Here is a 19601-nt window from a genome sequence, read left to right on the forward strand (position 1 = left end):
ACACAAACTTCGTATGGATCACTCAGAACGCCTTTTAAATATGGCTAAAAATAGATATATCTGTATCATTTTTATTTTCTGTAAAATTAGGAAGAAGATCAGTAACCGGTTAGCACGGAAGATAAGACTTATAGAGTTTTATAGCTTGAATCGCTTATGTGCTGAAAAAGCCTTCTAATCCATTGAAACATGAAGCTGTTAACGCGTTTTATTAGAATATTAAATGATTTACCCAAAAGAACTTGCAAAATTCAACAAAAAATTAGGAATAATTTGGCAACAAGTTTTTTTGTTGAGGCACGTTGAAAACGTCCTATTCCATAGCTTTTACTTTGATATCTCTCATGTTTAAAAACATGAGTTAAACCCAAAACTTATAATTTAACATAAGGAAAATGGTGCCCCCAGAGAGACTCGAACTCCCGACCCCCTGATTACAAATCAGGTGCTCTACCAACTGAGCTATAAGGGCATAACCACGTACGAGGTAGCACAAACTCACAAAAAGGAAAATAGAAAATTTTCAGATTTAGTGCATATTTTAAAAACTTTTATTACAAATTTATAAAATAATCAGTTCCTTTATTTTATTACTATTATTTATAATGATGTTGGATGCTATTTCCATATATGACTCTTCATAGAGAAGTGATAATGAAAATTAATCCTTTTGTTATCAGATTATGATTCTGAAGAAGTTAATTGTTTAGAAAGATATTTTTCTAGCCAGTGAATATTATAATTACCATCTGCAACGTCTTGATTGTTAATGAGATCACGAAAGAGAGGCAATGTGGTTTTGATTCCATCGACTACAAATTCATCTAAAGCACGTCGTAAACGCATCATGCATTCTAAACGGGTACGCCCATGAACAATCAGTTTCCCAATCATGCTATCATAATAAGGAGGAATCCGATAACCTGAATAAGCACCCGAATCAACCCGAATTCCTAAGCCTCCAGGTGTATGAAAATGTGTAATGGTTCCTGGTGATGGTGTAAAGGTAAGAGGATCTTCCGCATTAATACGGCATTCAATAGCATGGCCAGAGAAGTTGATATCTTCTTGGGCAACTGAAAGTTTGTTGCCTGATGCAATATGAATTTGTTCATGAACTAAATCTATGCCTGTAATGGCCTCAGTTATAGGATGTTCGACTTGTAAACGTGTATTCATTTCAATAAAGTAGAATTCGCCATTCTCATAAAGAAATTCAATGGTACCTGCTCCACGATATTCAAGTTGTGCACAAGCATCTGCGACAATGTCACCAATTTTTTTCCGTTCAGTTTCATTTAATGCAGGCGAAGTTGCTTCTTCCCATATTTTCTGATGACGCCGTTGAAGTGAACAATCGCGCTCTCCTAAATGAATAGCATTTCCTGCGCCATCACCTATAACTTGAATTTCAATATGACGGGGCTTTTCTAAATATTTTTCGATATAAACTGCATCATCACCAAAAGCTGCTTCTGCTTCCGAACGGGTTGTTTTGAGAGCCATAGCAAACTCTTCTTCAGAATGAACGACTTTCATACCGCGTCCACCACCACCAGCAGAAGCTTTAATAATAACTGGATAACCAATTTCATGCGCAATGCGTAGAGCATCCGCTTCTTCGCTGACAGCTCCATCTGAGCCAGGGACTACAGGGATTCCAAGTTTTTTAGCGGTTTTCTTTGCTTCAATTTTATCGCCCATGATTCGAATATGCGCAGCTGTTGGACCAATAAATGTAATATTATGGGCTTCTAGAACATCGGCAAATTTTGCATTCTCAGAAAGAAAGCCATAGCCAGGATGAACAGCATCAGCTCCTGTAATCTCGCACGCAGCAATAATTTGATGAACACTCAAATAAGAATCGCGCGCTGGGGGAGGACCTATACAAACACTTTCATCAGCAAGACGAACATGCATTGCATCAGCATCAGCAGTAGAGTGAACAGCTACGGTTTTGATACCTAGTTCCTTGCAAGCCCGTAAAACGCGAAGAGCAATTTCTCCTCGATTAGCAATGAGGATTTTTCGAATCATAGTTGCCTCTCGTTTTATTCAACAACAATAAGTGGTTCGCCAAACTCAACGGGTTGGCCATCTTTTACAAGAATAGTGGTTACTGTGCCTGAGCGTGGTGATGGAATTTGATTCATCGTTTTCATTGCCTCAATGATAAGTAATGTTTGCCCCTCAGAAACATTCTGTCCTACTTCTACAAAAGGTTGTGCCCCTGGCGAAGGCGCAAGATAGGCTGTTCCAACCATTGGAGATGTTACTGCATCTTTAAATTTATCTTCTTTTATAGGAGAGGCAGATGCCGGAGTAGGGGGCGAAGTTACAGAAACTGTAGGGGAAACAGGGGCATAAATTGTTTGTTCAGGAGGTGTTGAAATATTTTGGCGTGAGACACAAATACGAAGTCCACCCTGTTCGAGCTCAATATTCGTTAAATTTGTATCATTTAAAATTTCAGCAAGGTCGCGAATAATTTTTGTATCAATTGCGGTATGTTGTCCCGCGTCTATCTTTTTTTTTGCCATTTTATCTCTAACTCCTTGATCAATGAAGATCGCCAATTACCTAATTCTTATGACTGAATATCTCTAGACTACGGATGACCATTTGAGGGCTTTAAAAACTATCTACTTTTTTAGAATTACACTTTGTAATCTTAAACTGGTATTTGTTACGCGAATTTGCACTTATAAGTCTGTTATCGAAAAAGAAAAAGCACAAAATCATTTCATTGACAGTATTCTTTATAAAAGTGACAAGGTAGAGAAAAGATATTTACTGTATATTTTTTATAGCTTCTTTTAACATATCTTGGCTTATGGCTCCGATAAACACTTTATCACCAATGATATAAGAAGGTGTACCTGTAATATTGAGCTGAGAGGCAATTTGAATATTCTCTTTAAAGGGACTTTGAAGATTAGGATCTTTTATTGCATCGCGCAATTTTTTTTCATCTGCTCCTAACGAAACTGCTATTTTTATAGCTTTAGCTTCATTCGTACGACTTTCACTGGTTAAAAGTGCTTTATGAAACTGAGGATATTTTTCTGGAAATTGTTTCCGAAAAGCATGAACAACAGTGTGTGTTGCCATAGAATCAGGTCCTAAAATAGGCAAATCTTTAATAACGACTCGTAAATCTGGGTATTCTTTTATTAAGTTTTCTATGTATGAATAGGACATCTTACAATATCCACAATTGTAATCAAAAAAATCAATCAGCACTCTTTTACCATTTGGATTTCCCAAAACAGCATCATGAGGGGAGTGAAAAATTTCTTTTTTTAAAAAGTTAATGATTGAAGCTTGTGTTTGTGCATCTTGTGCGCTTTTCTTTTCCAACTTTTCTTGGAGAACAAGCTGCATTTCAATCATAATTTCTGGATGCGTGAGTAAATAATCCCTTACAATTTTTTGAATATCATGATGATCGATCTGTGGTGTAATTTTTTCTTTGAGTTTAGATAAAAAAGAAGGATCTTCTAGAAGTTGTGCTTTAAGCTTTTCCGCGCTTAAATGATTTGCTGTTTTATTGCTGGATGTTGCATTTGATAGAGAAGATGAAAAGGTTAAAAGGCCCAACAGAATTGTTGCTAAAAGTCTAGCAATAAACGTTGTTTTTGAATGTTGAGACTGATGGATCATTTATATACGCCTTCATATTTCTATTATAATGCTTAAAGTCAAAGTCTATGAAAACTATTGCTTATATGCAATATAAGCCCTCAACTATAGCATATATCTAGTAGGTTGCAGAGAAAACATCAACTTTTTTCTCTAAGAAGATTTGATATGATGCACATTTACAATGATTATGTTCTTTAAGGACTGAAATTTCCTTTCTTTTTATCTGTGTTCATTTATGATGGTATCTAAAATATTTATACATGTTTATTGTGAAAAAAAGCACATTGATAATCCGATTAAGAGCATTTTACAGGTACTTTAATTGGGTACAGTAGAATGAATTAAATTGAATGATGAAAAGTAAAATTATGAAAACCATGATGCATTATGATTTATTTATCATTGGTGGAGGAATAAACGGGTGTGGGCTGGCAAGAGATGCCGCTGGACGCGGGTTTAAAGTGGGATTAGCGGAGATGAATGATCTTGCTTCGGGAACCTCAAGTGCATCGACAAAGCTTATTCATGGTGGACTTCGTTATCTTGAACATTATGAGTTTAAACTGGTTCGTGAAGCGTTAAAAGAACGAGAAGTTATCTGGCGTATGGCTCCACATATTGTGCGTCCTTTGCGCTTTCTTCTCCCCTATCATAAAGAATTGCGTCCTGCTTGGATGTTGCGTTTGGGACTCTTCATTTATGATTATTTAGGAAACTGGAATCAGAAATTATGGCGCAGTAAAACAGTTCATTTTTCAAAAAACTTTCCTTCCACACTTAAGAAAAAATACAGCAAAGGTTTTGAATATTCTGATGCAAGAGTAGATGATACGCGTTTGGTCATTGCTAATGCTCGTGATGCTGAGAAGCACGGAGCCGATATAAAAGTACGGACAGAAGTTCTCTCTTTAAAAAGAGAAAAAGAAAAATGGCTGATCACTCTTCAAAATAAATTAACTGGTAAAGAATATTGTGTGACAGCTTCTTATATTGCAAATATGGCAGGTCCTTGGATTAATCATATTCTGACAAATGTATTAGACTGTAAAGAAAATCCTCCTGTACGGCTTGTGAGGGGGTCTCATATTCTGATTCCTAAGCTTTATGCCCATGATCGTGCTTATATTTTTCAAAACGGTGATGGACGTATTCTCTTTTCTATTCCATATCAAGAAGAGTTTACATTGCTTGGAACAACAGATTGTGATTATCAGGGAGATCCCGCTCATGTCCATATTACAGATGCAGAAATTGATTATATCTGTGCAGCAGCGAGTGAATATTTCATTCAACCCATATTGCGTGAGAATATTGTTTGGACCTATTCTGGTGTTCGTCCGCTCTATGATGATGGTGCTTCAAAGGCACAAGAAATCACACGTGATTATGTTTTAAAAGAAATGGGTACAGAAAATGTGCCACGGATTCTTAATCTTTATGGTGGTAAAATTACAACTTATCGCAAACTCGCTGAAGATGCGATGAAATTTGTTGAAAAAGCTCTTGGGACAAAGGGAGCACCGTGGACAAAAAAATCAACGCTTCCTGGGGGTGATTTTCCGTATGATAGCTTAGAGATAATTGAAAAGAAAATCGCTCTTTTACTTCCAGGTTTAGATGCTTTTACATATCGCAGACTTGCACGCTCTTATGGTTCAGAAGCATTTGTGATATTTGCAAATGGCAAAGCAGATAAAGGAAAAGATTTTGGACATGGACTCTATGAAATAGAAGTCAAATGGTTAATCGAAAAGGAATGGGCAAAAACATGTGAAGATGTGTTGTGGCGCCGTTCAAAACTTGGACTTTTATTTAATGAGAACGAGATGCAGATTCTTTCTACTTATATACAAAATCAAAAATGAATTTAACAAAATTTAATAATAATTTCAAATTGTTAAAGAGTTTATTTATAGTTCTGTATAGATTCTCCTTCGAGGTGATAATATAAAAATATTTGTGCATATTGAAAATATAAAATGATGAAATTAAATGAAATATTCAGGAGCAAGGCTTGCCTGTAGATTCAATGAAATGAAGTACATTCATTAGAGAGGGAATTGATCTGATTAAGTATATAGGGAAGAGATATTTTATCTTTTGAGCGATGGAGAAGACTGGGTATTTTATACATCATTTATGTAATAAATGGAGAAATCTTATAAAAAAGAAGCCATAATGATACATTCTTATAATATTTTCATTTATTGTTCATCAATCTCCAAATAGCTTACAGATTGTAGTAGATAATGCCCATATAATCTTTAAAAGCGCATATAAGTGGTAAGGAGAACCGTTCAAATCAATTTTTATTATAATTTCATATCTTATAGCACTTGTTGCATGGACATAATATCTGAAACGCATTTCGTTAAGAGTAGTCTATTATGTTTCTTTCTTATATTTGTTTTAGCTAAAATTTTAGATCAATTATGAAAACCAATAAGATAGAGGATGTGTTTCTCTCTTTTTATGTATCGGCAAAGAGAATTGAATTTCTATGTAGTAGAAAAAAGTGGTGACTTTGTCTTATGAATGAAAAGCACTTAGTGGAGAAGAGAGAGTAATTTCTTATGATATTTTATGGTCCTCCATCATCCGTAAAATTTGCTGTAGCACCCATGTTGAGTTGGACAGACCAGCATTGCAGATTTTTTTATCGCCTTTTAACGAAAAAAGCCCTTCTTTATACTGAAATGATTGTAGCGGATGCTGTTATCCATGGCGCTCGCAAACAAATATTGGCTTTGAATCATGAAGAACATCCCGTTGCCTTGCAATTAGGAGGAGCAGATCCAAAAAGATTGGCACAGGCTGCACAAATTGCTGAAGAATTTGGTTATGACGAAATAAATCTTAATGTTGGTTGTCCATCAAATCGTGTTCAATCCGGTGTATTTGGTGCTTGCTTGATGTTACATCCTGATATTGTGGCAAATGCCGTGGAAGCAATGAAGCAAGTGGTTACGATACCTGTAACTGTCAAATGTCGTGTTGGTGTGGATGAGCAAGATGAAGAATTCGCTTTAGATGTTTTAGCCAATCAAGTTTGGAATGCTGGATGTGATGCACTCTGGATACATGCACGCAAAGCATGGCTACAAGGGTTAAGCCCGAAAGAAAATCGCAATATTCCCCCACTCAATTATGAACGGGTTTATAAATTAAAACGTAAATATCCACATAAATTCATTGGGATAAATGGTGGAATTACATCTATTTTTGAGATAAAGGAGCATTTAACTTTGTGTGATGCGACCATGGTTGGTCGACAAGTTTATCATGATCCAGCTTTATTAAAACAGGTTGATTTTGAAATATATGGTGAACCGCACAATGATCTGACTGATAGTGATCTTATTGAAGCTATGTGTGATTATGCTGCTCGACATATCGCATTAGGAGGACGGCTTTCTCATGTGACACGTCATATGATTGGTTTATTTCATGGTAGGGATGGGGCACGTCGATGGCGGCAAATATTATCAAATGATGCAACAAAAAATGATGCGAACATCCATGTTTTAAAAGAAGCTTTTTCTGCCCTCACTTAATAAGTGTTTACAGATGAGTTTATGTTAAAATTCAGATTCTCTTAAAGCTTTCCTGCTTTACGAAGATTTTTAAAAGTCCAGCTTCATGTATTTTAGAAAACTATCATCTTTATATGGAGATGATATTGCACGCTAAATAGTCTATTCGATACATGTGTCTTAATATGGAAATAGGTTAATATTATAATATAAAAAAATACAAGAACAGATTGATAATATTTTATAATATCTCATTTTAGATGAGTCATCATTTTGTTTGAAAATTAAGCAACAAAATAATTTCGCAAATAATATTTTATATTTTAAAACACTGCTTTTAAAAAACCAATAAATTATTCATATCCTGTATATATGACAAGATTCCCATAAAAGATTGTAGATTTGAAAAGGTATCTTCATGACTGTTAGTCCATTTGATGATTTTCGTGCTTTACTCACAAATTTACCTAGTGCTGATGCGTTTTCTATAACTTTGGCAAAAAAACGGCAAAACAAATTAACAAATTCTCAAGGGGCTCTGGGGAAATTGGGAGATATTGCAGTTTGGTATGCAGGATGGAGAGGAGCAGAAAAGCCTATCATAAAACGGCCTCTCGTCGCTATTTTTTCTGGAAATCATGGTGTTACAGAGGAGAATATTACTCCATTACCGCAATCTATGACACAAAAGATGGTACAAAATTTTGCAACGGGTGGTGCTGCTATTAATCAAATTTGCATAGCTTATGATCTTGGTTTGAAGATATTTGATTTAGCCCTGGAATATCCCACAATGAATATTACCAAAGATGCTGCAATGGATGAGCGTAGTGCAGCTGCTACAATGGCATTTGGAATGGAATCCATTGCTGGTGGAACAGATCTTTTATGTATAGGTGAAATGGGCATTGGAAATACAACAATAGCTTCAGCTTTGTGTTTAGCATTGTTTGGTGGGGATGTTGAGGAATGGACAGAAAGTGCCATGGGATCAGATGGAGAATTTTATCAGCGTAAAATAGCGACGCTCAAGACAGCGATCTCTTTACATAAAGAACATTTTCATGATCCTTTTGAAATAATGCGTCGATTAGGAGGACGTGAAATTGCTGCTATGGTTGGAGCGATTTTGGCTGCAAGAATGGAAAAAATTCCGGTTATTTTAGATGGTTTTGTAGCAACAGCAGCCGCAGCAATTCTTTATAAAATGCATCCGAGAGCTCTTGATCATACTCTTGTGGGGCATGTTTCTTCTGAGGCAGTACATCATAAACTTTTAAAAACAATTGGCCAAGAACCTCTTCTAGATTTGAAAATGCGCCTTGGCGAAGGGACAGGTGCAGCTATGGCAGCAGGTGTCGTCAAGGCTGCTATTTTGACACATACACAAATGGCGTTTTTTGAAAAAGAGAATTTAACCGCCTGAGAGATGATTCTGTTTTACAGAATCCTTTCAGAATCTTGTTCACTGGTTTTGTCTTGTAATTTTATGTAATTGAGTGGAAGTTCTGTTGTATATTTAATCTGTTCCATTGCAAAAGAAGATGAGACATCACGAATATCAATTTGAGCAATTAATTTTTTATAAAAAAGATCATAAGCTTCAATATTGGGAACGACAACGCGCAATAAATAGTCAATATCCCCACTCATTCGATAAAATTCAATGACTTCACGAAATTCCTGTACAATTTTTGAAAAACGTTTAAACCATTCATGGCTGTGTGTGTTTGTACGAATAGAAACAAAAACAGTAACATGAGCATTTACTTTTTCTGGAGAAAGGACAGCAACACGACGCTGAATAACACCATCCTCTTCAAGTTTTTGAATCCTGCGCCAGCAAGGCGTGGTTGAAAGTCCAACTCTTTTAGCAATATCAGCAACAGAGAGTGTCGCATTTTCTTGCAAAAGATGTAGAATTTTTCGATCAAGACGATCCATATTTTTTCTCAATATTCAGTTTATAAAAATTTACGCACCAAACTACGCAAATACACAACAAGCTCATCATTAAACCATGGATTTTTTTGTAACCAAGAAGTGTTTCTCCATGAAGGATGGGGCAAAGGCATAACATTATAGCCTCGAGGTTGGCGTATGGAAAGAATATTCCTCCAATCATTGACGGTTGCTGAAACAGTTTTATGTTTCAGTTCTGTAATATGCCATTTTTGTGCATAACTTCCAATAGCAATTACAAGCTTTATTTGTGGCATCGCTTGAAATACTTTCTCATGCCATATCTCACGACATTCACGTCTTGGTGGCAAATCGGATTTATTTTTGTCGTAACCTGGAAAACAAAATCCCATAGGAACAATAGCGAAGAGAGATCTATTATAAAACTCTTCTTTCGAGACATTTAGCCAATGACGTAATCTTTCACCAGAGCGATCATTAAAAGGGATAGAAGTTTCATGGACACGCAACCCAGGTGCTTGACCTGCGATTGCAATTAAAGCCCTATCAGATAAATAAACAACGGGATTTGGTTCATGAGGAAGAGGAGGGAGATAACATGGTTGTTGAATACAAATCCGACAAGAATAAATTTGTTTTTGAAGTTTGATAATTTGGTTACAGTGTTGTTGCTTCATGGGCAAATAGGAAATTGAAAAATATTCTTCTTATTCTGTCCGTCGATGTGCTTTTCGCCATTCTTTCGGTCGTTGAAAATTGGATTGCCATATTCCTTTTTTTTTCTTTTTAGCTTCTTGCTCTTCTTGAGGGTAATCATAATAACTTACAGCCCAACCCTTCCGTACAAGCATTGCATTGATATTGCTGACTTGTTTTGTTTTGCATGTTGCAAGAATGCGACGGTATTTATCTTTTTTATGCCAATAACATCTAACGGGTTGATTGGCTATAAGTTGTTCTAAATACTTTTTTGCTTCAAGCCCACATGGATAATGTGCCTCCTTTTTACCGCAAAATTGGTGGAGTTCAGGGGCGTCGATTCCTGCAAGCCGAATCATGATAGAAGAAATCATGAGTGAGTCGCCATCAATAACAAATGCTTGACCTTCAATAGATGTTTTTGAAGAAAAATTTTCTTTTTGAGGGGACGCTTGAATGTATTTAAAATAAATTGTTATAATGAGCGCAGCAATAAAAATATTAAAACCAGTAATTTTGAGCTTAACGTTTTTTTGATCAAAAGAGAAAAACTTTTTTTTCATGAAATTTAAAAAACTGCTACTATAACATGTTTTATTGAGTGAGAATTTCCTATAAATTCTGCGAGTATTTCCATTCTCTTGATAAAAATACCGCTTTATTGTGATGGAAATATTTTGTTATTGTCATGCATTTTATATCTTTATTACATATCAAAATAGATCAAAGATAATACTATGATAAAGCTTATCATTATAATACAGATAAGCGATCAAAAAACAAATCAACCCATTCCGTAAAAATGCATAGTTTACAGATAGATTGCTTTCTTTAATTAAAAAAACAAAAACACTCTCCAAAAATAATTTTGAAGAGCAAAAAACACTCTTTTAGGGTTTAGAAATTATCAGTTAAACGATATAACCCACTTATTTAATTTTTGTTTCTTTAAATTCGACGTGCTTTTTTACAACTGGATCATATTTACGTTTGCTCATTTTATCTGTCATTGTACGACTGTTTTTCTTCGTCACATAGAAAAAACCAGTATCTGCAGTTGATAAAAGCTTGATCTTAATGGTTGCTGCCTTAGCCATAATTTAAGATTCCTATTTATATTATATCGAAAAACAATATTGCCTTATTTTTAAAATCTATTTTTCATATAATCAGATTTTGCGGCAACACTACGGATGTTCTAAAAAAAGTCAAGAGCTGATTAATTTTCTGATAATTTGTACAAACACCAAAATCACGGATAAGATGAAAAAACAAGTGATGGCTGCTGAAAAATCAAAGCATGAAAAGATATCCATGGTTTGACTGTAAGAATTGGTCCCATAAATATATCAATTCCATAACAAAAATTAAGTAGAATAAGCATAGCCAGTTCATGTCCTAAAAAGCGCACCAAGATATGTGCGTTCTATTATGTAAAAATTGGCTCACACACTTCCGAGGAAAAAGAGAGCCAATATCAAAAGCCATTGGTGTTTTGTTATCCATAATATCATAAAAGTTTCCCAAAAACCTAAGACGGCTCAGCCTAGGATAATGCCGATCCTTTGCATAATCGCTTATAATCTTTATAGGAATTAAGAAGAAAATATTACTAAGTGTGAGCGTTGCCATAAAATGTGCAGTCTCATTTTCGTTATATCCCGTTATATCCAATGAATAAATTAAAGGGTGTTATAAGAATTACCCATTTGGATAGCACGGTAAAGAAAGACTTTCATCAATGATGCTTGGAATATGAAAAAGATAGAAAACGCATAACCACTGCTGATTCTCTTTAAACTTTAAAATTCATTTTCAGACTATAAGAATTAGTATAGAATAAAGGACAATAAGGATATAGTCTGTCGCAAAAGACATAAAACTCTGTGCTCCTGCCTTTGCTAGCAGTGACTTCTCATAAGTTTTACTATAATAGTATAAATTAAGTGTATTAAGGCATGCTTTAACTGATGCACAACCATTGTTTGAAAACTCTGACAGGATAAAAAGAATTGTTATCGTCAAATGTAATATAAATCTTCAAATGAACCAAATTCATATGGATTTTTAAAAAATAGAATTCTAAAAACGCAAAGTCCCTATGATCATCATTATCAATATTGTTTGAATAATACCTAGCTATAAGGTGATTCGAGTAGTGAATATGGCAGCAATAATTGTAGCAATTCTACCAATTATTTTGCTATAGTCGATGGCTCGATTTTCTATTTAAAATACCTTTTTCTGTCATGAGAAGTGAAACAAGTTGTCTTTCCAATGCTATCCAACAGTGCTAACGGTTGTAATAACTGCAACGGTTACGCATAAAGAATTATTATGAGAATTCAAATTTTTTATCATGTAGATGGCTTAATTATGCTTTTATTTATGAGGCTAATGAAATGTTAACTTGGAATAAAAGAAATACAAACCTATCCTTTTTAAATTTTTCAGTTATTTCATACAGAAAGTTATTTCAATTTTTTATCTGATTATGATTATATTAAATAATATAATTACTACAAATTATAGAGTGTTTCTTATTTTTTAATAATCAATATTTTGTAATTATTATCAATAATATTCAATTTTAGGGAAATAACATAACTATTAAATTTCTCTCACAAGCGTTTAAAATCTTTTAAATAAAAATTATAACAATTTGTTTTAATTTTTTGTTTAGTTAAGATTCTTTCTTCTATAAAAAGCATGTCTTTGTTTTTTCGTTATAAGTTTGTTTTTATGGTAAGATCTCGATGAAAAAGCTATTGGACGAGGTTCTGTTAAGAGCTCAAAGCATAGAGCACCCGCAAAAGGCTGTACTGTTATAAGTTTTACCTCTACAATATCACTTAGTTGATAGCCTTTGTGACTACGCTTTCCCACAAGAGTATGTTGTACTTCATCAAAATAATAATAATCATTTTTAAGTGTCGTAATATGTACAAAACCATCTGTATTAAGCCTATCGAGTGAGATAAAAAGTCCAGCTTTTGTTACACCAGAAACACGACCTGTAAAAATACAGCCGATTTTGTTGGTTAAATAATGGGCGACAAGTCGATCAACGGTTTCTCTTTCAGCGACCATTGCACGGCGCTCATATAAGGAAATTTGCGTGGCAATTTCCGCAAGATTTTGTTCTTGTTTTTTGGTTAATTGATCGTTGCCTAATTTTAGAGCTTTAATGAGTGCACGATGAATAATAAGATCAGCATAACGGCGAATGGGTGATGTAAAATGTGTATAGTTATGTAAATTCAAACCAAAATGACCAATATTTTGAGGATTATATTCCGCTTGAGATTGTGTGCGCAAAATAACTTGATTAACCAATTCTTGTTGTTGGGTATTTATAACTTTTGTTAAAATATTATTAAGGCGTGCAGATGTAAGCTCTGCACCTCGAGAGAGTGATATTCCCAAACTTTGTAGAAAACTTCGTAGTATTTCTTGTTTTGCAAGAGAAGGTTTTTCATGGATACGATAGATGAGGGGTTGGTGATGTTCTTTTAATGTTTCAGAAGCGGCAATATTTGCTTGTATCATGAATTCTTCAATCAAACGATGTGCTTCTAAATGTGGTTCACTAACAACATCTTTAATACATCCATTTTGATCAAGGATAATCTTTTTTTCTGCTATTTCTAATGCCAACGGCTGTCGACGATTCCGCGCGATTTTGAGACACCTATAAGCGTCCCATAATGGTTGTAAAACATTCTCGAAAAAGGACGCAGTTTTTTTATTTATATTTCCCTCAATTGCTAATTGCACTTCTTGATAAGAGAACTTGGCTACTACATGCACCATAACACGGTGAAAACTGTGTTTTCGTTTGTTCCCATTTGCATCAAAAACCATCCGAACGGCCAAAGCTGGTCTTTCTTTTCCTTCACGCAGAGAACATAAATCATTAGAAATGCGTTCTGGCAGCATTGGCACAACACGATCAGGAAAATAAACAGAATTTCCTCGTTTTAATGCTTCTTTATCTAAAGGGCTTCCTGTTTTGATATAATAAGAAACATCTGCAATTGCGACGAAAATAATCCAACCTCCAACATTGGCAGGATCTTGATCTTTTGTTGCATAAACGGCATCATCATGGTCTTTTGCATCGAATGGATCAATTGTAATAAACGGTAATTGCCGCCAATCTTCACGATTTTCTCTGTTGGCAGGTTTGATATGTTTGACTTGCTCAAGCACATCTTCAGGAAAAATATAAGGAATGCCTTTTGAAAGAAGCGCAATCATTGAGAGTGTTTTTTCACTGTCAATATGCCCTAAAACATTCTTTATTTGTGCTGTTTTTAATCCATAACCGGTATTTTTTTTAATTTCAACTTCAACAAGGTTTCCTGCTTCTATCTTCATATTTGAAGATATCTCAGAGCTCTCAATAATGAGTTCGTCCGTTTTACGCTCTATAGGGTCAAGTCGCCATTGGTCATTTTTCAACTCTCGTACAATACCAAATATGCTCTTTGGTGACACTTCAACTTTACGGATAATTCTCCCTGTATAAGGAAAACTTTGAGATGTTTTAGTTCGAAAAACTTTTACGAGAACATGATCTCCAATCCCAATGCTTGCCCCTTTTATGCGATGAAAAGAGTGTATTTCAATATTTGGTTTTGGTCCATCTTCCCATTCAACAGGTTGTGCGATCAAACTGCCATCTTCATCGCGTCCACTAATTTTTACTAAAGCAACTGGCGGCAATTTTCCTTTGTTTATTGCTCTTTTACGTTGTTTTGATATGAGGTTTTGATCTTTCAGTTCACGTAAAATACCCCTTAGCCAGATACGAGAATCACCTTTTAAGTTAAAAGCTTTGGCGATTTCTCGTTTACTTGATTGGTCAGGATTCTCATTTATAAAGGAAAGGATTTCTGCTTTTTGGGGCAGTTTTTCCATATTGAATGATTGAAAATATTTTGTTTTTTTTTCGCCTTGAGCCAAAATTTATGTCTCTTTTCTTTTGGAAGGAGCTTTTTTTGTCGTTACTTTTTTACTGGAAGCCTTACCGGTTGCTTTTTTATGAGATGTTTTAGCTGATATAAGTTCTAATGCTTCTGAAAGTGTTACACTAATTGGTTCTTTATCTTTTGGCAATGTTGCATTAATTTTGCCCCAATTAACATACGGACCATAACGTCCATTGCGTACGGTGACAGTTCCTCCATCAGGGTGTTCTCCTAATGTTGCGAGTTCTGCCGATGTTGTCCTGCTCCGCGTTGTTTTATTTTCTTGTTTTTCGGCCAATACTGTAACAGCACGGTTGATGCCAATATCAAAAACGTCATCTGCATGAAGAAGGGGAGCAGACTTACCATTATGCGTAAGGTAAGGACCATAGCGTCCGATAGTTGCTGTAATCATTTTGCCTGTTTCAGGATGTGTACCAATTTCACGGGGTAGGGATAGTAAAGCTAAGGCTTTATCAAGAGTGATATTTTCTGCCTGCCATTCTTTTGGTAGTCCTGAGCGCTTGGCTTCTTTGCTTTCACCAAGTTGAATATAGGGACCAAAACGACCATTGCGAAGAGAAATATCTTTTCCTGTTTGAGGATCGACACCGAGCATAACAGGTTCATCATTCCGAATGACTTCATTCTCTTCTCCAGTATCTGTGCCAAGTTGGCGTGTATATTTGCATTCGGGATAATTGGAGCAGCCAACAAATGCACCATAACGCCCTAGCTTTAAGGATAATTCACCGTTTGTACAAAGGGGACAAGAACGAACATCACTTCCATCTTCACGTACAGGAAAAGCAAGAGGAGCTAATGTCACGTTTAAAACATCAAGGACATTGGTTATACGCAGTTCTTTAATATTGCTAATAGACGCGTTAAATCCATCCCAAAAATCGCGCATGACATCTTTCCAAGAAAGTTTTCCATCCGATATAAGGTCCAGTTTTTCCTCAAGGTCTGCTGTGAAACCATATTCTACATAGCGATTAAAGAAATTTTCAAGAAAGGCTGTAACGATACGTCCTTTAGCATCAGGAATAAGTTTTCGTTTATCAATGATAATATATCCGCGATCACACAATGTCGCCAACGTAGAGGCATAGGTTGAAGGACGACCAATTCCCAGCTCTTCAAGCTTCTTAATTAAGGAAGCTTCAGAATAACGGGGGGGTGGTTCTGTGCTATGTTGTATAGCTTCGACTTTTTCTTTTTCAAGTGCTTCACCAGTGTTTATTTGTGGCAAACGTGTTGTTTCATTTTCTTCACTGTTTTCTTCTTCTCGTTGATCCGTGTAAACAGAAATAAAGCCATCAAAACGAATAACAGAACCTGTTGCACGTAGATTTGCATGGTTTTCTCCTTGCTGTGCTTCAATTTCAACGGTTGTACGTTCAATTTCAGCAGAACACATTTGGCTGGCAATAGCGCGCTTCCAGATTAACTCATAGAGCTTTGCCTGATCGCTATCGAGAAAACCTCGTACTTGATTGGGAGTACGTTGAAAATCTGTGGGGCGGATAGCTTCATGCGCTTCTTGTGCATTTTTGGCTTTTGTTGAATAAAAACGTGGTTTTTCAGGGATATAATCACTGCCAAAAGATTCATGAATTACTTTTCGTGCTGAATCAATGGCTTCTGGCGCTATTTGCACACCATCGGTACGCATATAGGTAATAAGCCCCGCCGTTTCACCATTAATTTCAACACCTTCGTAAAGTTTTTGAGCAATTTGCATAGTGCGAGAAGCTGAAAATCCTAATTTTGAAGAAGCAGCTTGCTGTAAAGTAGATGTTGTAAATGGGGGAGCAGGATTTCTTTTTGTCGGCTTTGCTTCAACACTGAATGTACGATATTTTGCTTTCTCCAACATAAGGCGAATTTGATCTGCTTGTTCTTGAGATTGAATATCAAGTTTGCCAATTTTCCTTTGATTAAACATTGTTAATCTTGCTTGAAAGCTATCATTTCTGATGGTCTTTAAGTCTGTTGTAAGAGACCAATAATCCTCTTTGATAAAATGTTCTATTTCTGCTTCACGATCACAAATAATACGCAAAGCGACAGATTGAACACGACCAGCAGAGCGTGCACCGGGAAGTTTACGCCACAAAACAGGCGAGAGCGTAAAACCAACAAGATAATCAAGAGCACGACGTGCAAGATAAGCATCTACAAGTGATGTATCAATATCACGTGGATTGTTCATGGCATCAAGCACAGACTTTTTGGTGATCGCATTGAATACAACCCGTTTAACAGGTTTATCCTTTAAAACTTTTTTTTGACGAAGAACATCCAAAATATGCCAAGAAATAGCTTCTCCTTCTCTATCAGGGTCGGTTGCTAAGATGAGGCTATCAGCTTCTTTAACTGCTTTTGCTATTTCATTTAAACGTTTCGCGGCAACAGAATCTATATCCCATTTCATAGAAAAATCTTGATCGGGTAGAACGGAACCATCTTTTGCAGGCAAATCACGAACATGTCCAAATGATGCTACGACTTTGTATTGAGATCCAAGATATTTATTAATTGTCTTTGCTTTTGCTGGTGATTCAACGATAACGATATTCATAATTTTACCCGAATGTTGAAATAAAAACTTTTCTATAATCCTCTTTCACACGAATAGCTAATAGCAATTGGTTAAGAGCACATAAAAAAATATTCGTCATACAAAAAACATTAATATTGTACAACTTGTAATTGTTATTATTCAAATACACCCTATATGGAATTATAAGATTTATTTTATATTGTTAATACAAAAACATACGGCAAAATACTAAGATAACATCTGTTGAGAAGTAGGAGGGAAAATGCTCAAGGATAGAAAATTATGTTTATAAATCATTTAAAAGTTATCCAATATATTACAGATATGTCCAAACAAATGAATCAAATGGCACGTCAAGCGCACAGCCCACTTTTAGCACTGCTTTTGGATATGGTTGCCAAAGAAGGGCAAAGTATTATTAATAGTGCTGAAGCTCTTGGGGAAGATCCAAACTCGACAATGACACATAACCACCAGCATGTCGAGTAAGCTTTCCAGCAAGCTCAAGCTCAACCAGCAAGAGGTAGAGATTTGGGAGTGCAACACCTGAATGGGTACTGAGTGTATCTAAGTCAATGGGTGTTGTGGAAAGGGCAGAGAGAACTAGAGCACGTTCTTTGTCATCTCCAAGGCAAGAAGGGCTTTGATATTTTTCATGAGGTGTACTAAAATTGTCCTTTTCAAATTGTAGAGAGGCAGCATCCTCTTCCTCAAAAAAATTGAGTTGAGAATTCGGTGAAGCAGAAATTAATGGTGTAAGCGTTTCTATGATATCAGCAGGATGCGTGGTGAGTTGAGCGCCGTCCTTGATGAGATTGTTTGTACCAACAGACCTTGGATCAAGTGGAGAGCCAGGAACGGCAAAAATCAATCGTCCCATTTCGGCGGCTTGACGTGCGGTAATTAAGGACCCTGATCGCAATGCTGCTTCCACAACCAAAAGACCAAGTGATAAACCTGCAATGATACGGTTTCTTCTGGGAAAATCGATAGCACGTGGCTTCCAAGCAATGGGCATTTCACTGATAATTGCTCCACCGTTAGCGATAATATCTTCATAGAGTTTTTTATTTTCAGGAGGATAAATGTGATCAATTCCACCAGCCATTACCGCAACTGTGCCTGTTAATAGACTTGCCTGATGTACAATGCTATCAATTCCACGAGCGAGTCCAGAAATTGTTGTAAAGCCAGCATCTCCAAGAAAATGCGCAAATTGAGCAGCAAGTTTTTTGCCAGCCGCTGAGGCATTTCGAGATCCTACAATCCCAACAGAAGGTTTTTGAAAAACTGAAACATCACCTTTTATGGCAATAAGAGGTGGTGAGGCTTCTGTCACCTTAAGAAAGGTTGGATAATCAGGCTCTCCTACAGCGATAAAACGAATACCTAACCTTTCGGCTTCTTGCATTTCTTTTTCTGCTTCTTCTATCGTTGTTATGCGAACAGATGTAGAAAGACCGCCTTTTCTACTGAGCTCAGGAAGTGCTCCTAGAGCGTTTTCTGCTGTTTTATAATGATCTATGAGATTGCGAAAACTCACTGCTCCTATATTCTCACTACGCAATAATCGTAACCAATTTAGACGTTGACGATCCGTGAGAAGGATTCCTTTATTTATCCCCGTTTTGCGTACCAATCTTGCTTTCTTTCCCAATTAATAATCTACTGATATTTGCGTAATGTTTTATATATACAAATATGCTCATAGCTGACAGCATACAATAGAAATGAGAATCGGAAAAATAAAAAGCAAATATTGGAGTCATCGCTACAGCAATAAGTGCAGATAAAGAAGAATAGCGGGTGAGTAAAAAAATCCCCATCCATACAACAATGAAAAAAATTGCTATTGGCCAGTAGATTGCTAAACAAACACCAAGATATGTCGCAACGCCTTTACCACCTTTAAACTTCAGCCATATGGGAAAAAGATGTCCCAAAAAAGCAAAAAAACCAGCTAGAAAAATAATGAGACTATTTTCTATTGGATTATTTAAATATTTTATAACAAGAATAACAATAGTTCCCTTCAACATATCGCAAAGAAGTGTCAGAGCGGCAACTTTTTTATTTCCTGTTCTTAGAACATTCGTAGCTCCAATATTTCCAGAACCAATTTTTCTCACATCACCAAGTCTAGCCAATCGCGTAAAAAGTAGCCCAAATGGGATCGAGCCAACGAGATAGGACATGAGAAAAATAAACCATGGAGTGAACTGGAAAAGTGTTTCACCTTCATTCATGAAAAATCTC

At 35.9% G+C, this 19601-nt stretch carries 15 protein-coding genes and 1 tRNA gene; 4 read left to right on the top strand and 12 right to left on the bottom strand.

The window, feature by feature from the left end; all coding sequences use genetic code 11:
* Positions 1-396: 396 nt before the first annotated feature.
* The 4 genes from PVV69_RS01150 to PVV69_RS01165 all read right to left on the bottom strand — a co-directional run bounded on the left by PVV69_RS01150 (position 397) and on the right by PVV69_RS01165 (position 3666).
* Positions 397-472 (bottom strand) — tRNA-Thr (locus PVV69_RS01150).
* Between the two features lie 209 nt (positions 473-681).
* Positions 682-2040 carry an acetyl-CoA carboxylase biotin carboxylase subunit gene (accC, locus tag PVV69_RS01155; RefSeq protein WP_273756135.1) on the bottom strand — a complete coding sequence of 453 codons (1359 nt, stop codon included), beginning with the start codon at positions 2038-2040 and terminating at the stop codon, positions 682-684.
* Positions 2041-2054: 14 nt separating this feature from the next.
* Positions 2055-2543, bottom strand: coding sequence for an acetyl-CoA carboxylase biotin carboxyl carrier protein (gene accB / locus PVV69_RS01160; RefSeq protein WP_273756136.1), 489 nt, complete (start codon positions 2541-2543; stop codon positions 2055-2057).
* A gap of 250 nt (positions 2544-2793) precedes the next feature.
* Entirely contained in the window at positions 2794-3666 is an 873-nt protein-coding gene (locus PVV69_RS01165) for a DsbA family protein (RefSeq protein WP_273756137.1), read from the bottom strand.
* Positions 3667-3998: 332 nt separating this feature from the next.
* On the opposite strand from PVV69_RS01165, the gene glpD reads away from it, so the two are divergent.
* The 3 genes from glpD to cobT all read left to right on the top strand — a co-directional run bounded on the left by glpD (position 3999) and on the right by cobT (position 8607).
* On the top strand, positions 3999-5513 hold the full coding sequence (gene glpD, locus PVV69_RS01170) for a glycerol-3-phosphate dehydrogenase (RefSeq protein WP_273756138.1): 1515 nt from the start codon (positions 3999-4001) through the stop codon (positions 5511-5513).
* A gap of 708 nt (positions 5514-6221) precedes the next feature.
* The gene (dusA, locus tag PVV69_RS01175; protein ID WP_273720382.1) at positions 6222-7202 is read left to right on the top strand and encodes a tRNA dihydrouridine(20/20a) synthase DusA; all 981 of its coding nucleotides are present in this window, start codon (positions 6222-6224) and stop codon (positions 7200-7202) included.
* A gap of 397 nt (positions 7203-7599) precedes the next feature.
* Positions 7600-8607, top strand: coding sequence for a nicotinate-nucleotide--dimethylbenzimidazole phosphoribosyltransferase (gene cobT / locus PVV69_RS01180; protein ID WP_273720384.1), 1008 nt, complete (start codon positions 7600-7602; stop codon positions 8605-8607).
* 14 nt (positions 8608-8621) lie between these two features.
* Here cobT and PVV69_RS01185 read toward each other — a convergent pair whose 3' ends face one another.
* The 6 genes from PVV69_RS01185 to topA form a co-directional block, all read right to left on the bottom strand.
* Positions 8622-9125, bottom strand: coding sequence for an Lrp/AsnC family transcriptional regulator (locus PVV69_RS01185; protein WP_273720386.1), 504 nt, complete (start codon positions 9123-9125; stop codon positions 8622-8624).
* A gap of 20 nt (positions 9126-9145) precedes the next feature.
* The gene (locus PVV69_RS01190) at positions 9146-9781 is read right to left on the bottom strand and encodes a uracil-DNA glycosylase family protein (protein ID WP_273720388.1); all 636 of its coding nucleotides are present in this window, start codon (positions 9779-9781) and stop codon (positions 9146-9148) included.
* Between the two features lie 30 nt (positions 9782-9811).
* Positions 9812-10366, bottom strand: coding sequence for a thermonuclease family protein (locus tag PVV69_RS01195; protein WP_273756139.1), 555 nt, complete (start codon positions 10364-10366; stop codon positions 9812-9814).
* A 366-nt stretch (positions 10367-10732) separates the two neighbouring features.
* Complete coding sequence (rpmG, locus tag PVV69_RS01200) at positions 10733-10900, bottom strand: 50S ribosomal protein L33 (protein ID WP_004864083.1); 168 nt, start codon at positions 10898-10900, stop codon at positions 10733-10735.
* Positions 10901-12482: 1582 nt separating this feature from the next.
* Positions 12483-14771: a ribonuclease R gene (gene rnr / locus PVV69_RS01205; RefSeq protein WP_273756140.1), complete on the bottom strand. Its 2289-nt coding sequence runs from the start codon at positions 14769-14771 to the stop codon at positions 12483-12485.
* A 3-nt stretch (positions 14772-14774) separates the two neighbouring features.
* A complete protein-coding gene (gene topA, locus PVV69_RS01210; protein WP_273756141.1) occupies positions 14775-17363 on the bottom strand; it encodes a type I DNA topoisomerase in 2589 nt (862 codons plus the stop codon).
* Between the two features lie 264 nt (positions 17364-17627).
* Between topA and PVV69_RS01215 the strand changes: the two genes are divergently transcribed.
* On the top strand, positions 17628-17834 hold the full coding sequence (locus PVV69_RS01215; protein WP_273720394.1) for a hypothetical protein: 207 nt from the start codon (positions 17628-17630) through the stop codon (positions 17832-17834).
* Here PVV69_RS01215 and dprA read toward each other — a convergent pair.
* Entirely contained in the window at positions 17764-18984 is a 1221-nt protein-coding gene (gene dprA / locus PVV69_RS01220; RefSeq protein ID WP_273756142.1) for a DNA-processing protein DprA, read from the bottom strand. The two genes, PVV69_RS01215 and dprA, sit on opposite strands and share 71 nt — an antisense overlap.
* A complete protein-coding gene (gene plsY / locus PVV69_RS01225; protein WP_273756143.1) occupies positions 18959-19591 on the bottom strand; it encodes a glycerol-3-phosphate 1-O-acyltransferase PlsY in 633 nt (210 codons plus the stop codon). Before plsY ends, dprA begins: the two co-directional genes overlap by 26 nt.
* Between the last annotated feature and the right edge of the window lie 10 nt (positions 19592-19601).

It is taken from the genome of Bartonella sp. MM73XJBT (genome assembly GCF_028618465.1).
Classification (GTDB): domain Bacteria; phylum Pseudomonadota; class Alphaproteobacteria; order Rhizobiales; family Rhizobiaceae; genus Bartonella.

Bases quoted from the DNA above. Each gene is read 5' to 3' on its own strand.
- accC (WP_273756135.1), bottom strand. From the start codon at position 2,040: ATGATTCGAAAAATCCTCATTGCTAATCGAGGAGAAATTGCTCTTCGC.
- accB (WP_273756136.1), bottom strand. From the start codon at position 2,543: ATGGCAAAAAAAAAGATAGACGCGGGACAACATACCGCAATTGATACA.
- PVV69_RS01165 (WP_273756137.1), bottom strand. From the start codon at position 3,666: ATGATCCATCAGTCTCAACATTCAAAAACAACGTTTATTGCTAGACTT.
- glpD (WP_273756138.1), top strand. From the start codon at position 3,999: ATGATGAAAAGTAAAATTATGAAAACCATGATGCATTATGATTTATTT.
- dusA (WP_273720382.1), top strand. From the start codon at position 6,222: ATGATATTTTATGGTCCTCCATCATCCGTAAAATTTGCTGTAGCACCC.
- cobT (WP_273720384.1), top strand. From the start codon at position 7,600: ATGACTGTTAGTCCATTTGATGATTTTCGTGCTTTACTCACAAATTTA.
- PVV69_RS01185 (WP_273720386.1), bottom strand. From the start codon at position 9,125: ATGGATCGTCTTGATCGAAAAATTCTACATCTTTTGCAAGAAAATGCG.
- PVV69_RS01190 (WP_273720388.1), bottom strand. From the start codon at position 9,781: ATGAAGCAACAACACTGTAACCAAATTATCAAACTTCAAAAACAAATT.
- PVV69_RS01195 (WP_273756139.1), bottom strand. From the start codon at position 10,366: ATGAAAAAAAAGTTTTTCTCTTTTGATCAAAAAAACGTTAAGCTCAAA.
- rpmG (WP_004864083.1), bottom strand. From the start codon at position 10,900: ATGGCTAAGGCAGCAACCATTAAGATCAAGCTTTTATCAACTGCAGAT.
- topA (WP_273756141.1), bottom strand. From the start codon at position 17,363: ATGAATATCGTTATCGTTGAATCACCAGCAAAAGCAAAGACAATTAAT.
- PVV69_RS01215 (WP_273720394.1), top strand. From the start codon at position 17,628: ATGTTTATAAATCATTTAAAAGTTATCCAATATATTACAGATATGTCC.
- plsY (WP_273756143.1), bottom strand. From the start codon at position 19,591: ATGAATGAAGGTGAAACACTTTTCCAGTTCACTCCATGGTTTATTTTT.